The 13,260-nt window shown below is 58.6% G+C and carries 11 protein-coding genes; 9 read left to right on the top strand and 2 right to left on the bottom strand.

Annotated elements, in window-relative coordinates; genetic code table 11:
* Window positions 1–10: 10 nt before the first annotated feature.
* Window positions 11–688 carry a helix-turn-helix transcriptional regulator gene (locus NKI88_RS26065; RefSeq protein WP_023706589.1) on the bottom strand — a complete coding sequence of 226 codons (678 nt, stop codon included), beginning with the start codon at window positions 686–688 and terminating at the stop codon, window positions 11–13.
* 252 nt (window positions 689–940) lie between these two features.
* Here NKI88_RS26065 and NKI88_RS26060 point away from each other — a divergent pair, with 252 nt between their 5' ends.
* A complete protein-coding gene (locus tag NKI88_RS26060; RefSeq protein ID WP_352658288.1) occupies window positions 941–2,659 on the top strand; it encodes a sensor histidine kinase in 1,719 nt (572 codons plus the stop codon).
* 101 nt (window positions 2,660–2,760) lie between these two features.
* On the opposite strand, the gene NKI88_RS26055 is transcribed toward NKI88_RS26060, so the two are convergent.
* Window positions 2,761–3,438 carry a LuxR C-terminal-related transcriptional regulator gene (locus tag NKI88_RS26055; protein ID WP_023681040.1) on the bottom strand — a complete coding sequence of 226 codons (678 nt, stop codon included), beginning with the start codon at window positions 3,436–3,438 and terminating at the stop codon, window positions 2,761–2,763.
* A 620-nt stretch (window positions 3,439–4,058) separates the two neighbouring features.
* Between NKI88_RS26055 and NKI88_RS26050 the strand changes: the two genes are divergently transcribed.
* The 8 genes from NKI88_RS26050 (at window position 4,059) to NKI88_RS26015 (ending at window position 13,258) form a co-directional block, all read left to right on the top strand.
* Window positions 4,059–4,787, top strand: a complete 729-nt coding sequence (locus NKI88_RS26050) for a nucleotidyltransferase family protein (RefSeq protein ID WP_352536730.1) — start codon at window positions 4,059–4,061, stop codon at window positions 4,785–4,787.
* Between the two features lie 49 nt (window positions 4,788–4,836).
* Window positions 4,837–5,988: a DegT/DnrJ/EryC1/StrS family aminotransferase gene (locus NKI88_RS26045; protein ID WP_352658286.1), complete on the top strand. Its 1,152-nt coding sequence runs from the start codon at window positions 4,837–4,839 to the stop codon at window positions 5,986–5,988.
* Window positions 5,985–6,659 carry a sugar transferase gene (locus NKI88_RS26040; protein ID WP_023681043.1) on the top strand — a complete coding sequence of 225 codons (675 nt, stop codon included), beginning with the start codon at window positions 5,985–5,987 and terminating at the stop codon, window positions 6,657–6,659. The genes NKI88_RS26045 and NKI88_RS26040 overlap by 4 nt, the downstream gene beginning before the upstream one ends.
* A gap of 44 nt (window positions 6,660–6,703) precedes the next feature.
* Complete coding sequence (locus NKI88_RS26035; protein WP_352658284.1) at window positions 6,704–7,708, top strand: SDR family NAD(P)-dependent oxidoreductase; 1,005 nt, start codon at window positions 6,704–6,706, stop codon at window positions 7,706–7,708.
* Window positions 7,705–8,982: a hypothetical protein gene (locus NKI88_RS26030; protein WP_352658282.1), complete on the top strand. Its 1,278-nt coding sequence runs from the start codon at window positions 7,705–7,707 to the stop codon at window positions 8,980–8,982. Before NKI88_RS26035 ends, NKI88_RS26030 begins: the two co-directional genes overlap by 4 nt.
* A complete protein-coding gene (locus NKI88_RS26025) occupies window positions 8,969–10,228 on the top strand; it encodes a polysaccharide biosynthesis/export family protein (RefSeq protein ID WP_352658280.1) in 1,260 nt (419 codons plus the stop codon). The genes NKI88_RS26030 and NKI88_RS26025 overlap by 14 nt, the downstream gene beginning before the upstream one ends.
* Window positions 10,229–10,299: 71 nt before the next feature.
* Window positions 10,300–11,208, top strand: a complete 909-nt coding sequence (locus NKI88_RS26020; RefSeq protein WP_352658278.1) for a class I SAM-dependent methyltransferase — start codon at window positions 10,300–10,302, stop codon at window positions 11,206–11,208.
* A 337-nt stretch (window positions 11,209–11,545) separates the two neighbouring features.
* On the top strand, window positions 11,546–13,258 hold the full coding sequence (locus NKI88_RS26015) for a type I secretion system permease/ATPase (protein ID WP_023681048.1): 1,713 nt from the start codon (window positions 11,546–11,548) through the stop codon (window positions 13,256–13,258).
* The last annotated feature ends 2 nt before the right edge of the window (window positions 13,259–13,260 follow it).

The raw sequence follows: 13,260 nt of genomic DNA, 5'->3' as shown, positions 1-13,260 counted from the left end.
AGTCGATTTCTCATGGCAAAACCGAAATGCGCCCCAAAAGAGCCACTAGTTCCGCCTGACGCCTCGTGTCGGTCTTGGCGAACAGTGAGGCAAGCTGAGAGCGGATAGTCGTGCGACTGAGATGCCAACTGCGGGCGATCTCCAGGGGCGCGTCGCCATGGGCGAGGCGTAGCGCCAACTGCGTTTCCGCGCTGGTCAAACCGAACATCCTTTGCAACGTGCGAGGGTTCGCCGCCGATTTGTTATCCCGGTCCAGCAATGCGACGACGGTTGTCCCGTCCGGTGTAACGACGCCCGTCTCGTTCATGGTCACCGGCCTGTCGCCTCTGCTGTGGATCACTACCCATGAGAGTGAGCCCGGCTGGAGGTGGACCGGAACATTCGCGACCAGCCGCCTCAACCCGGCGGCAAGCTCGACGGCTGTATCAGTTGCTTCGCCCTGGCGTGCGAGGGTGTCCCGAGCGGCAGCGTTCCATTCTATTACTTTCTTGTCTCGGTCCAGGACGAGATAGCCGCAACCCATACGATCAAGCATGCCGGTGATGGATTCCAGGCTGCGTCGTCGAGATCCGCCGACCCTTGCGTCCGGTCGGTCCACAAGGCTTATCGGCCGTTCGTGGCGGGTATCGTTCAATACAATGTATTGCCTGCCTGCGAGCGTATCGTTTCGCGTTTCAATCAGTGTCATCGCTTCCACCCAACCCATTGCTACTGACGCAAATCAAATCGGTTGAAGTTGCTGCTTCAACTTGAATTCCACATACTGCGAGAAATCTGCGAATGGTTTTTCCGCAGCGTCTCTTGGATATACCTTTCTGAAGAGCGCTCCTGACACATGATTTTATTCGCCGGCAAAGTCATGGCAATCGGGCATTGGGATTAGGTGCCACCCCTTCGGCCTAGTCTCGACGGACTAGACCGAAAGTTGTAGTCTTTGCGCATGGGTTCGGACCTGCGCTGGCTCAAATCGAATGTGTCGAGCACTACGTTGGCTCATCTAGCTTCGCTGTTGGTGTTTGCAGCATCGATAGCATTCGAGGCGATAAGTACGGTATATGGCGGCCAGCCGTTGCCGCTTGTTGCGTTTATCCCCATAACCGTTGTCATCGTGTATCTTGAGGGCCGTTTTGTTGCCATCGCAGCAACGCTTCTGATGGCGGTCGCCGGCTTGTGGATGCGACACCTGCTGGACGGTCACCTCACTGGTGGAGACTGGACCGGGGCCGTCTTCCTCCTGGGTTCGGGTAGCCTGATCGCAGCTGTGTTCCACCGCCTGCGACAAGATCTGCACGGTGCGCTCAGGGTGGCAGAAGCGAGGCTCGCTGCCATCGACGCTGCCGCCTTGGGCTTTGCTAATACCAATCGCCATGGCGAACTGCTGCAGTCGAACAGACGGCTTTTGGAGATGACCGGCTACGCGCACAAGGAACTTGCCCAACTCGAGTTGCAGGAACTCATTGTCCCCGACGATCGAGGTACTGTGCGGAAACTTTTGGAAGATTTGGGCAATGGGACCGCGTCTGCGACGGATATCCGCGTTTTGCGCAAGGATGGCACGGCATTCTGGGCTCACCTGGCCCTGTCTTCGTCCCGGCCGGACGAGGCGCCAAATGAGAGCGTATTCGTGGTGGTTGACGATATTTCCGAGCGACAAGCGGCACGCGAGGCCCTTCGGGCTCAGAAGGAATGGCTTGATCTCGCCGTGTCTGCCGGGCGCCTGGGAACATGGCAAATAGACATTGACGATGGGACAGTCGCCGGCTCGAGCAAGTTCTGGGACATTCTTGGTCTGCCTCCGGCCCCAGTCCGCCGCTTGGAAGAACTCTCGGCTGTAATCCATCCCGTCGACTGGCCGAAGCTGTCCGCCTCGGCAAAGCCTTCATCGGCATTGAACTATGACGTCGAGATCCGTGTCCGGCAAGTGGATGGTCACACACGCTGGATTGCTTTGCGTGGACGGCAGGAAGAGCACGGCGACCGCAAAATGCGCATCGGGGTGGCGGCGGATCTGACCGAACGTCGACAAACAACTTTGCTTCGCGCCGCCGTAAAGAGACGCGAGCGCATAATGCGCGAAGAGCGCCATCGGTTCAGCAATGTGTTTCCAGTGATCAGAGCTCTGGTCAACATGATCGATATTCCCGACAATGACGTTGCCAAATACAAGGAGATGTTGATCGATTGGATTCGAACGCTGGAGGCGACCCATCGCATCCTTTCTCGTCACGCCAACCTGTCAGGGATGCTCCATGAGCTCGTGGACCGGGAATTGCAGCCCTTCAAGGAGACACGCGACATAACGATCAGTGGCCCTTCCCTCACTGTGCCAAGCGGCGCCGCCGAGGGCTTGGCGATGATCCTTCACGAGTTGACGACAAACTCGGTGAAACATGGTGCGCTGGGTGACCCGAATGGCAAGGTCGAAGTTAAGTGGCGATTTGCATCCGAGGACGAAGGTGACGACCTCGTGTTCGATTGGGTGGAATCGGGCCGACGGAAGAGTTCAAAAGTCGTACGCCGCGGGTTCGGGTCACTGATAATCGGTGTGGACAGCACGCCGCTTGTCGGTCATTCCCCGAATATGGAAATAACCGAAGATGGCCTTCGATATTCGCTGCGTGTATCGCGCAAAGAAATTGAGGAATTTGGATTGCAATAGAGCCCCTCCAAGTCGAAGCCGAATTGGCCAATTAACGGATGGTGTGGGCCCTTTGCTGCGATTTCCTGCAAGCAAACTCGGGCCGGTTCGAGGGGCATACGTCAACTCGCCTGTCTCGTCAGCCAGCTTTGGAGCAACACAGCTGCTTCGGTACGGTTTCTAACCCCAAGCTCACGCAGCACGGCTGCGGCATGGATTTTCGTTGTCGCCTCGGCAATGTCCAGATTGCGGGCAATCTCCTTATTCGAGTACCCCTCTGCCATCAGCTTGAGGACGTCCTTCTGTCTAGATGTCAGCCTAGCGACGTCGCCCGAGCCCTCGTGCCGTCGGCTGGCATTTTGTACCGGAGGTGGGGGGGCATGCGATCTCTGGTCGGCAGACGTTCGAGATAGGAGAGATGGCACATAGATCCGGCCAGCGAGGATTTCGTTTACAGCCAGCACGACTTCTTCGTCGCTCTGCGATTTGACGATATACCCGTGAAGTCCGATCGAAAGCGCGGTCAGTATCTCCGAGCGGGAATCATCCCCGGAAACGATCGCAAAGCGAGTGTCAGGATAGGCAGCCATAAAGTCGCTGAGCACTTCCTGATGGAACAGCCCAGGCATGTTCAGATCGAGGATCGCAAGATCGATGGACGCCTGCTCCTCTAGAAGATTGACCGCGGCATCGAAACACGAAGCTTCGAATATTTCGGCGCTTGGAATTCCAGCCATGAGTGCCAGCCGGAGACCACGCCGATATAAGCCGTGATCGTCGGCAATGACGATCCGAGCCATGCAACTACCCCAACGCGTTACTCGGTTCCCGACGAGAAAACCCGCTGGAACCTCCCATTCGCCTATGATCGACAATCCGTGGTGGTCCTAAAATGGCGGCCATCCACTGGTCAACGCATCACAGTGATGTCCGCAGCGTCCCATCCACGCACATCCAGAACGTCTAATATAATACTAAATTGCGAAGCTCATCCATAGATTTTTAACCCGGGCGTGCGGTGCCTGTCCGCAAAACGATGCCGGTTCCCCATTTGTGGGTCCAAAGCCAGCTGTTCAGGACCATTTCTGTTACGTCGCCACCCGCTGTCGCTGGACCTGTAGGCCGGCCCGGCCCGGGCGGATCGCAGCTTTTTTGAAAGCAACTGCTTTCGTTTTATCGCCGTCATGATCAGTGCCCAATCGCGCTTCTATCGGCTGTTGATCTCGTGGCCATCTAATACCTTGAACGTTTTGAATCCCTACCATTCGAATGCACGACGACAGCCGCCCCGGCTGTCACATACCTTTTCACATATGATGTTCGGATTGCCGCCGAGGTTTGGCCGGATTTGAGGGTATGCCCTGGCCGGACAATGGAACACCGATCCCGAACAAAGCCAACTGCAGATCAGGAGGATCGAATGAAAGCGGTGATTCAATGTGGTGGGATGGGTACGCGCCTTCGACCGTTTACATCGGTCCTGCCGAAACCATTAATGCCGATAGGGGCCCGGCCTGTTCTTGAGTTGCTTTTGAAGTGGCTGCGGCGCAACGGCATTGAAGACGTGTATATTACGACAGGGTATCTAGGGCATTTGATCCGTAGCGTCTGCGGCGACGGATCGCAATGGAACTTGAAGATCAAATATACCCAGGAAATGGAGCCACTCGGCACCGTCGGACCTCTCTCTCTGATTAGGGATGAACTGAACGAAACATTTGTCGTTCTGAACGGCGATGTCCTCACAGATCTAAGCCTGAGCCGGTTTGTAACCGCGCACCGCTTGCATAGGGATCCCGTTACGATTGCCACGGCGTGCCGTCATATCAAGATGGACTTCGGGGTCATCGACGAGATCGACAATACCGTCCAGCTCTTCCGGGAAAAGCCGACGCTTTCCCATCTCGTCAGCATGGGGATTTACTGCATGAACCCAGATGTCCTGCGGTTCATTCCGTCCGGGATCCCATTTGGGTTCGATGACCTGATGCTGCAGATGATGCAGGGCGGCACGACCGTGCATGTTTACAAGCATGACGGTCTTTGGCTCGACATCGGTCGTGTCGATGACTTCCAGAATGCACAGGCAATTGCCTGGGAAGATCAGTCGTCCTCAATCGAGGTCGCGGCTGCCGCCGCAGCCGCATGAAAGTCTGATGCAGAGGTCTAGCCACTAACAAGGCTTTCAGGAGGTCAAGATGCTCTTGGTGAGCGCCCCGATCCTAGGCGTGCCAGAGAAGGCAGCCCTGTCGCAGGTGATTGATAGCGGCTGGCTTACGATGGGGGACAGGGTACGAGAGTTCGAACAGGCCTTTGCCAGCATGCATGGCGCGCGAGATTGCGTTGCGGTTGGTTCCTGCACCGCAGCGCTCCATCTTCTCCTCCATGCTTTGGGCATCGGCCCTGGCGACGAAGTACTGGTTCCTTCGCTGACCTTCGTGGCGACGGCGAATGCGGTGCTGTATGTAGGGGCGACGCCGGTCTTCGTCGATATCGAGTCCGTCGACGTGCCGTTGATCTCGGTTGCGGAAGCCGAAGCGCGGTGCACGACGCGCACGAAAGCGGTCATTCTCGTTCACTTCGCCGGGTATCTCCCCGATCGGGAACAATGGCAGCGGTTCGCCCGGCTTCGCGGGCTGCATATCATCGAGGACGCTGCGCACGCGCCCGGGCTTAGGGAAGTCGGGACCTTCGGCGCCGCGGCCGCGTTCAGCTTCTATGGCAACAAGAACATGACAACGGCCGAAGGGGGCGCCGTGATTGCACGTGACCCCGATCTGCTCGACAGGGTTCGCCTGGCCCGCGGGCACGGAATGACAACGGGGACGCATCAGCGGCTGAACAGTCGTACGCCGCAATATGATGTCACGATGCTCGGGTTCAACTACCGAATGGACGAGATGCGAGCGGCAATAGGGCTGGTTCAGTTGCAGAACCTGCAAGAGTGGAACGAAATCAGGCGTATCATAGCTGTCTTGTACCGACGCCTGATCGCGGACCGTTGCCCAGCCATTGTCATTCCATTTAGCGAACCCCGGACGTCGGCTTACCACATCATGCCGATCGTCCTGCCGCGCTACGCGAGCCGGCAGGATGTCATCGACGAGCTGCGGACACAGGGCATACAGACCACCATCCACTACCCGCCGGTGCACCAAATGACGTTCTACCGCGAGCGCTTTCCCGGCGTGAGTTTGCCCCAAACAGAGGATTTCGCTGAGCGAGAGCTCACAATTCCGCTGCACCCCCAGATCACTTCCGCCGCCGCCGAATCAGTCGTGGCTGCCCTGGCAGCCGCGCTCAAAACAGGCGCGCTCAAAGCAGGCGCCCAAAGAGGAACTGCTGCATGAATGCGTTAGACCCTGCCTTTCACCGGATGTTCGTTCCAAATCCTGATCACGGCTTTGCGAGACGCGCAATCGATCTTGCGGTGGCGGGCATCGCTACCGTCGCATTGGCGCCATTGATGCTGCTGATCGCCGGAGCGCTTCTGCTCGAGGGCGGTGGCTCGATCTTGTTCGCTCAGACCCGCATCGGGGCCGGCGGCCGAACCTTCCGCATGTACAAATTTCGCAAATTCGGTGTGAACTGCGGCTCTCAAGGCCTTGCGCTGACGGTCGTGGGCGATACACGCATGACCACCGTTGGCCGCTTTCTCGCAGCGACGAAGCTGGACGAACTACCGCAGCTGTGGAATGTCCTCAAAGGCGAAATGGCGATCGTCGGCCCACGGCCCGAGAGCCTGGCTTTCGCCGATTGTTTCCGGGGCGAGCTTAGGGCCGTGCTGCAATACAAGCCAGGCCTGCTGGGACCAGCCCAGGTCGTTTTTCGGCACGAAGCGCATTACTTCCCCCAATCCGTAGATCCGATCGTGTTCTACCGGGAAGTCATGTTCCCCGCCAAGGCAACACTGGACCTCTCATATTATCCGCGACGCACCATCGTCTCCGACCTCGCGTGGATGGTGCGGGGAGTGCTGGCAGTGGTCGGTTGGGTTCCGGTACCGCCGATCGACGTTTGAATATCCAAGGGAAGCGTTCCAAACAGCCAAGGGAATGCGCAGTGATGAGCTACAATGGAAAGAAAGTCCTGGTGACCGGCGCGGACGGATTCATCGGTTCGCATGTCACGGAGGCGCTTGTTCGCAACGGGGCAGATGTCACAGCCCTTGCCCTTTACAATTCCTTCGACAGCCATGGATGGCTAGACGATCTGCCGGACACCATCCGCAGCCAGTTGAGGCTCGTCCGTGGTGACGTCCGCGACAGTGCGTTCCTTAACCGGATCATGCGCGGCCAAGTCGCGGTTTTTCATCTGGCGGCGCTTATTGCGATTCCATATTCCTACGCCGCTGCCCAGTCCTATGTGGAAACCAACATCCTAGGCACGGTGAACGTCCTCGAAGCGGCGCGCCTATGGGAGACGGAGCGGGTGATCCATACCTCCACGAGCGAGGTCTACGGAACTGCCCAAACCATGCCGATCGGCGAAACACACCCCCTGCAGGGACAGTCACCATATTCGGCATCCAAAATCGGCGCCGACATGATGGCGGAGTCTTACGCCAGGTCGTTCGATGTCCCTGTGGTCATCATGCGACCCTTCAACACGTATGGCCCGCGCCAGAGTGAACGCGCCATCGTGCCGACCATTATCCGGCAGGTCCTCGACCTGAAATGTCCTGCAATCATGGTAGGGGATACCAGCCCGATCCGCGACCTGACCTATGTCGAAGACACCGCGACAGCGTTCCTGACCGCAGGTCTCGCCCAGCTCGAGTTCGGCCACGCCTACAACGCTGGCAGCCAACGCGCTGCGACCGTCTCGGACGTATTGGCCATTGTTCTTGAGTTGACCGATTGCAAAAAGCCGGTCCGTCGTGATGAAAGCCGCCTGAGGCCGCAAAATTCCGAAGTTCGCGCCTTGCTCGCCGACTCCTCGCGCTTTGAACGTGAGACTGGATGGCGGACACAGACCAGCCTGCGCGATGGGCTGGAGCGAACAATCACGTGGTGGCGCGAGCGCCTTAGTGAAGGCCGGGTACGGCGCGAAGTGGGTTACATGACATGACCCTGGGCGGCCGTCATGCGTTGGCGCTGTTGCTGGCTGCCGGTGCCATATCTCCCAACATCTACGTTGCCGGCGGCCGTCAAAGCAAGGCAGCGGAGGTGGCGGCCACAGCGGTCGTGAACAACCTGCCGGGCTATGTGCGCCAAACAAGGGATCCTTGGTCTGGGATGGTTTTCGCACGGATCACCAGACCGGGCGTTCTCGGCCGGGCGGGTGTATGCGGGAAGAAGTACTGCACCCACCGTTACTCAAGCGCACAGGCTTGGAATGCCGACCAGAGCCTGCTCCTGATCGCCAATGGCTGCGGTGGCCTGTGCTTTCTCGACGGACAAACCTACTTGCCTTTGTTCCACCGCAACCGCGCGACCGAATGCGAATGGCATCCCACTGATCCCGAGTTGATGATCTGCGTCGGGGGCCGGCAGATTGCGACATGGGCCCCACGTACCGATCATGAGGACGTCTTGTTCGCCTCCGGAGCGTACTCCAACCTCAAATTTGGACCCAACAAAGGCAATCCGAGCCGCGACGGCAGCCGGATTGCGGTGCGTGCAACGAACAATGACGGCCGAGCGGTGGTTTTTGGCTACGATCTCAAGCAACGGCGGAAATTCCCGGATATCGATCTTGCCGAATTCCCGGGAACGACCGGCTCCTGCTCGATCTCACCACTCGGAATCAACATAGTGTGTTCCCAGCAATTACCGGACGGAATCGAAGCGAGTTTCGTCTTCTCCATCGACGGCATATTGCGCCAGAAGTGGATGGAGCACCATCGACCGGGCCATGGCGACATGACGGTCGATTCCGACGGAAGCGAAATCTATGTCGGGATCAGCAAATCGGATCCTGACAAATATCAGGTGATCAAGCGCCGCTTGGCTGATGGCAAGGCTACCTCGCTGATGAAATATGGCGAGGCCATGCATGCGTCACTCAGGTCGCTCGGCAGGCCCGGCTGGGTGTTTCTGAGTTATGGCGGCACGCCAGCCGAACTATCGCAGCACCCGGATTGGGCGCCTTACGCTCAGCAAGTCATTGCTCTGCGTCTAGACGGCAGTGGAGAGGTCCGCCGTGTCGCAGACACGCACAACGCGCCCTTCGACTACTGGAGCGAGACGCATGCCTCTCCCTCTCCGGACGGCTCCCAGGTGGTCTGGTCCAGCAACTGGGGCGTGCCCGGTGGCCCGGTATACGATTTCGTTAGTCGTGTTGAATGGCCTTTGAAGCCGGTGTTTGACCGGAAGGAGATTGTCGCAAATGACCTTCAGTAGACGATACGTTCTTGGCGCAGTCGTGATGATGTCGCTAACCTCGATGGCTTGCGCAGTCGAGGTCGAGCCCTATCAACTCTCACCTGGCGATACGGTCGAGATAGGAATAGCGCCGATCCCTGATCGGACGCAGCGCGCCGTAGTCCAGATGGATGGCAATATCGCCCTTCCGGAGGCTGGAATGATCATGGTCGCAGGCCTGACGGCGTCCCAACTGCAAAGGCGCATGCAAGAGGTCTTGCCAAGCAAGATTTTTCACGTGCGTCTGACTGATGGGCGGGAGCAGACAGTTACTGTCGAGCCCGACGATGTCACAGCGATCATAGCGGACTATCGCCCGATCTATGTAACGGGCGATGTGCTCACCCCGGGACAACAGGCCTACCGTCCGCTCATGACTGTACGGCAGGCGCTGGCCGTCTCCGGCGGCTTCAGTCTTTTGCGATCACGGGCAGGCCAGGCCGGGCCTGATCCGGTTGATCTCAAGCGCGACTACGAAATGCTCTGGGGAGATTACACGAAAGAATACCTTCACGCCGCCCGCATTCGCGCCGAGCTTCAGGGCCAGGCGGATTTCGACAAGAAGACACCACAGGGATCACCTCTTTCGCCGAGCGTTGTAGCCGCGATGGCACAGGCTGAAGCAGAGGCGCTGAAGGTTGCGCTGAGTGATTTCCGGCAAGAGCAGGATTTTCTGGAGAAGGGCCGGACGGACGCTGCCGAGCAAATTGGCGTTTTGCAGAAACGCGAACGAGTCGAGGGCGAGAGCGTGAAGGCGGATGAGCAAGATTTGGCGCGAGTGACGAAGGCATTCGATGCAGGCAATCTGACCAACACCCGGCTCGCGGATGTCAGGCGCGCGTTGCTTTTATCTTCAAGCGGCGCGCTTCAAACCTCGGTCGAACTGATGAGGGCGCGGCGCCAGCAGGAGGACTTTGTCAGACAGCACGAACGCAACGACAATCAAAGGAGGATTGGCCTGCTGACGGATCTGAAGGACACCAACGCCCGGCTGGCGGATGTCACCGCCAGGCTCCATGCCGCCAGCGAGAAGCTGCAGCCGACCGGAGCATCCACACAGCCATTGCCGATTGCCGGCGAAACGGTACGGGCCCAGGTGACCATCGTACGCAAGATCGGCAATGAATGGCGCAAGCTGTTGGTTGACGAAGATGCGATTGTGCTGCCGGGGGATACTGTCGAAGCCAGATTCAGCAGTGAACTGCAAAGTGTGGCAGTCCAATAGGGCGTCAGCCGCAGTCCGTGCGGAGCTTACTGTTCTATCGGGGGGCGAACCCAACTGAACGGAGATCCAAGGTGAGGCGCATTTTCAACCAGGGAGCGACCCTGACACCCTCAACGAACGCGGATCAGGTGACGCAGTCGTCAAGTTATGCTTTCCATATGCCGTCAGCGCGAATTGTGCGGTCCAGGTCGCGCGCCGGTGAGTATTGGCAGGAATTTACGTCTAGCAAGGAGAGCAATGCGCAGGGCGGCTTCGTGTCGGACGGCTACAGGACCAGCCATTGCGCGCCCGGCTACGGCCAACACTACAACAAAACACACAGGTCCGGCTATTATGGCGCGCTTTGGGAGAACATCGAAAAGCCGCTGATCCTCGACGTTCTTCGCCCCTTGAGCGGAGCTAGCCGAAACTGCCTCGATTTCGCATGCGGAACAGGCCGCATCGCCGAGGTAGCCGCCGGCCTCTTCAGCGAGGTGGTTGGCGCCGACGTTTCCAGAACGATGCTCGACAGCGCGCAAGTACCGCCCAATGTGAGTTTGCGTCACGTCGACCTGACAAGGGAGCAGCTCGGTATGACGTTCGATGTGGTAACGGCATTTCGTTTTTTCCTGAACGCAGAGGATGAACTGAAATGGCATGCACTGATGGCGATCAATGAGCACCTGAAAGATGGCGGGCGGCTTGTGTGCAACGTTCACATGAATGCGACGTCGCCCGTCGGCCTGGCGTGCCGGCTGCTCAATCGGGTGTCTGGACGCACCATTCGCAACACGCTGAGCGCAGCGAGGTTCAAGGCCCTCCTGACTGCCTCGGGATTCACCGTCGAGCAGACGATACCGTACGGTTTTCTGCCTCGGCCGGGAAACCTGTTGCCAGGGTTCTGTGAAATGATAATGCAGCCTGTCGAGAAGGCCTGCAGAAGGCTTCGCGTTCCTGGCCAGATGGCGCAACACTTCGTAGTTGTTGCGAGGAAGCGCTAAAGCGCGAAAATGCCCCGAAAAAAAGGGCAGGGGGCGGTTTTCTTGGGCCGCTCCGCCCGGCATGAAGCCCCGCCCAAATACGGTGGAACGGCAGTTTTCCCCCGATTTAACATGTGGGTTCCGGGTTTCTCGGGTCAGCGCCACGATTTGGCTACATTTTGACTAAAGTCCAAGCATGTTAGTGGGGCGTAATATTAGAAGGCTAAGGGGATACGCTCCTGAACAGCAAGAGATTGTCGGTGCCCAGTGGGGCCAGTGAGCTTGCGCAACGATCTCTCACGGGAGGTCGAAACCTATGAACCCTGGTGGAAGGAGTTCGTCGGATCTGCGAGGTGCAATGCTTGGGACCGTGCCTGGCCTGGTAGGCGTCGGCGTCTTCTCGGCAGTCATAAACCTTCTCGCCCTGACCGGCTCGGTCTATATGCTGCAAATTTACGATCGCGTTTTACCTTCGCAGAGCGTTCCGACGCTTGTCGGGTTCACGATCGGAATGCTGGGTCTTTACGCGGTCTACGGGCTGCTGGATTTCGTGCGCCTGCGCCTGCTGGTTCGAGTGGGCAATCGTGTCCATAGGAATTTGAAGCAGAGGGTGTTCGGCCTCTCGCTGTCCTTGCCGCTCATTGGCGGGCAGGATGCGAACCGGATACAGCCCCTCCGTGATCTCGATCAGTTACGCGGCTTCCTTTCCGGAATGGGGCCGACTGTTATATTCGACGCTCCGTGGATTCCATTTTACCTGCTGATCATCTATTTCCTGCATCCTGCGCTCGGTCTGTTGTCCACAAGCGGTGCGATCATTGTCGTGCTGCTCACGGTCATGGCGGAAGTTCTTGGCCGCACATCGGTGACACGCGCGTCCGAGACGCTGGTGTCGCAACGCAATCTCGCCGAATCCGGACGCCGCAACGCGGAAGTCGTACGCGCGATGGGCCTTTCCGCACGGCTTGCCCACCGCTGGGGCGAGATCAATAACGCATATCTGCGGCACCAAGAGAGGCTTTCCGACGTCGTCGGCGCCACCGGGGCACTCTCTAGGGCACTGCGTTTGGCCTTGCAGTCCTGCGTTCTTGGACTGGGTGCCTACCTGGTGATAGGAGGCGAAGCCTCGCCAGGCGTGATCATCGCATCCTCCATCTTGCTGGGCCGCTCATTGGCTCCTGTTGACGCCGCTATCGCGAACTGGCGAGGCTTCGCCGCGTTCCGGCAAAGCTATTCGCAACTGGCAACGGCCCTGGCCGCTTTTCCTGACCGGGACGAACATATGGAACTTCCGCGCCCCCAAGCGGAGCTTGCGGTCGAGGACCTGACTATAGCGCCACCGGGCCAGCAAAAACCGACGGTAGCCAATGTCAGCTTCCGCCTGGCCGCAGGGACGGGAATGGCCGTTGTCGGCCCGAGCGGTTCTGGCAAAAGCACGCTTGTGCGCGCGCTGGTGGGCGTCTGGCAGCCACTTCGCGGCACGGTGAGGCTGGACGACGCCTCGCTTGACCAATGGGACCAAGAACACCTTGGCGCACATATTGGCTACCTGCCCCAGGACGTCGAACTGTTTGATGGAACGGTTGCCGATAACATTTCGCGATTTGGCGGGAAGGGCGACGCCAAGGGCGTGCTTGCTGCTGCGAAGGCAGCGGGCGTCGACAAAATGATCCTGCGATTGCCGAACGGTTTTCAAACACGCATGGGCGAGGGAGGAACAGCCTTGTCGGCTGGACAGCGGCAACTCGTAGGGCTTGCCAGGGCACTTTACGGCGATCCGTTTCTCGTCGTTCTGGACGAGCCGAATTCAAATCTGGACGTCGATGGCGATACCGCCTTGGCCGGCGCGATCCTGGCAGTGCGCAGACGTGGAGGCATCGTCATCGTAGTTGCGCACCGTCCTTCTGCCCTTACCAACATCGACAGGGTACTCGTAATGTCCAATGGGATGCTTCACGCCTTCGGCTCACGCGAGGAGGTCCTGGCCAACGTCATCCGCCCCTTTGCTGCGCCTGTTGAACGCCCGGCAGCGGCCGTCGCGATGCACAAAGGGGTGAGCGGTCACGCATGAGG

Origin of the sequence: Mesorhizobium sp. M0317, assembly GCF_040321555.1 — a bacterium.
GTDB lineage: Bacteria > Pseudomonadota > Alphaproteobacteria > Rhizobiales > Rhizobiaceae > Mesorhizobium.
The sequence above is the reverse complement of the archived record's forward strand: the minus strand, read 5'-3'. Positions and strand labels throughout refer to the sequence as shown.

What these genes read in the sequence shown, in the direction of transcription:
- NKI88_RS26065 (WP_023706589.1), bottom strand. Translation starts at nt 688, where the DNA reads ATGACACTGATTGAAACGCGAAACGATACGCTCGCAGGCAGGCAATAC.
- NKI88_RS26060 (WP_352658288.1), top strand. Translation starts at nt 941, where the DNA reads ATGGGTTCGGACCTGCGCTGGCTCAAATCGAATGTGTCGAGCACTACG.
- NKI88_RS26055 (WP_023681040.1), bottom strand. Translation starts at nt 3,438, where the DNA reads ATGGCTCGGATCGTCATTGCCGACGATCACGGCTTATATCGGCGTGGT.
- NKI88_RS26050 (WP_352536730.1), top strand. Translation starts at nt 4,059, where the DNA reads ATGAAAGCGGTGATTCAATGTGGTGGGATGGGTACGCGCCTTCGACCG.
- NKI88_RS26045 (WP_352658286.1), top strand. Translation starts at nt 4,837, where the DNA reads ATGCTCTTGGTGAGCGCCCCGATCCTAGGCGTGCCAGAGAAGGCAGCC.
- NKI88_RS26040 (WP_023681043.1), top strand. Translation starts at nt 5,985, where the DNA reads ATGAATGCGTTAGACCCTGCCTTTCACCGGATGTTCGTTCCAAATCCT.
- NKI88_RS26035 (WP_352658284.1), top strand. Translation starts at nt 6,704, where the DNA reads ATGAGCTACAATGGAAAGAAAGTCCTGGTGACCGGCGCGGACGGATTC.
- NKI88_RS26030 (WP_352658282.1), top strand. Translation starts at nt 7,705, where the DNA reads ATGACCCTGGGCGGCCGTCATGCGTTGGCGCTGTTGCTGGCTGCCGGT.
- NKI88_RS26025 (WP_352658280.1), top strand. Translation starts at nt 8,969, where the DNA reads ATGACCTTCAGTAGACGATACGTTCTTGGCGCAGTCGTGATGATGTCG.
- NKI88_RS26015 (WP_023681048.1), top strand. Translation starts at nt 11,546, where the DNA reads ATGCTTGGGACCGTGCCTGGCCTGGTAGGCGTCGGCGTCTTCTCGGCA.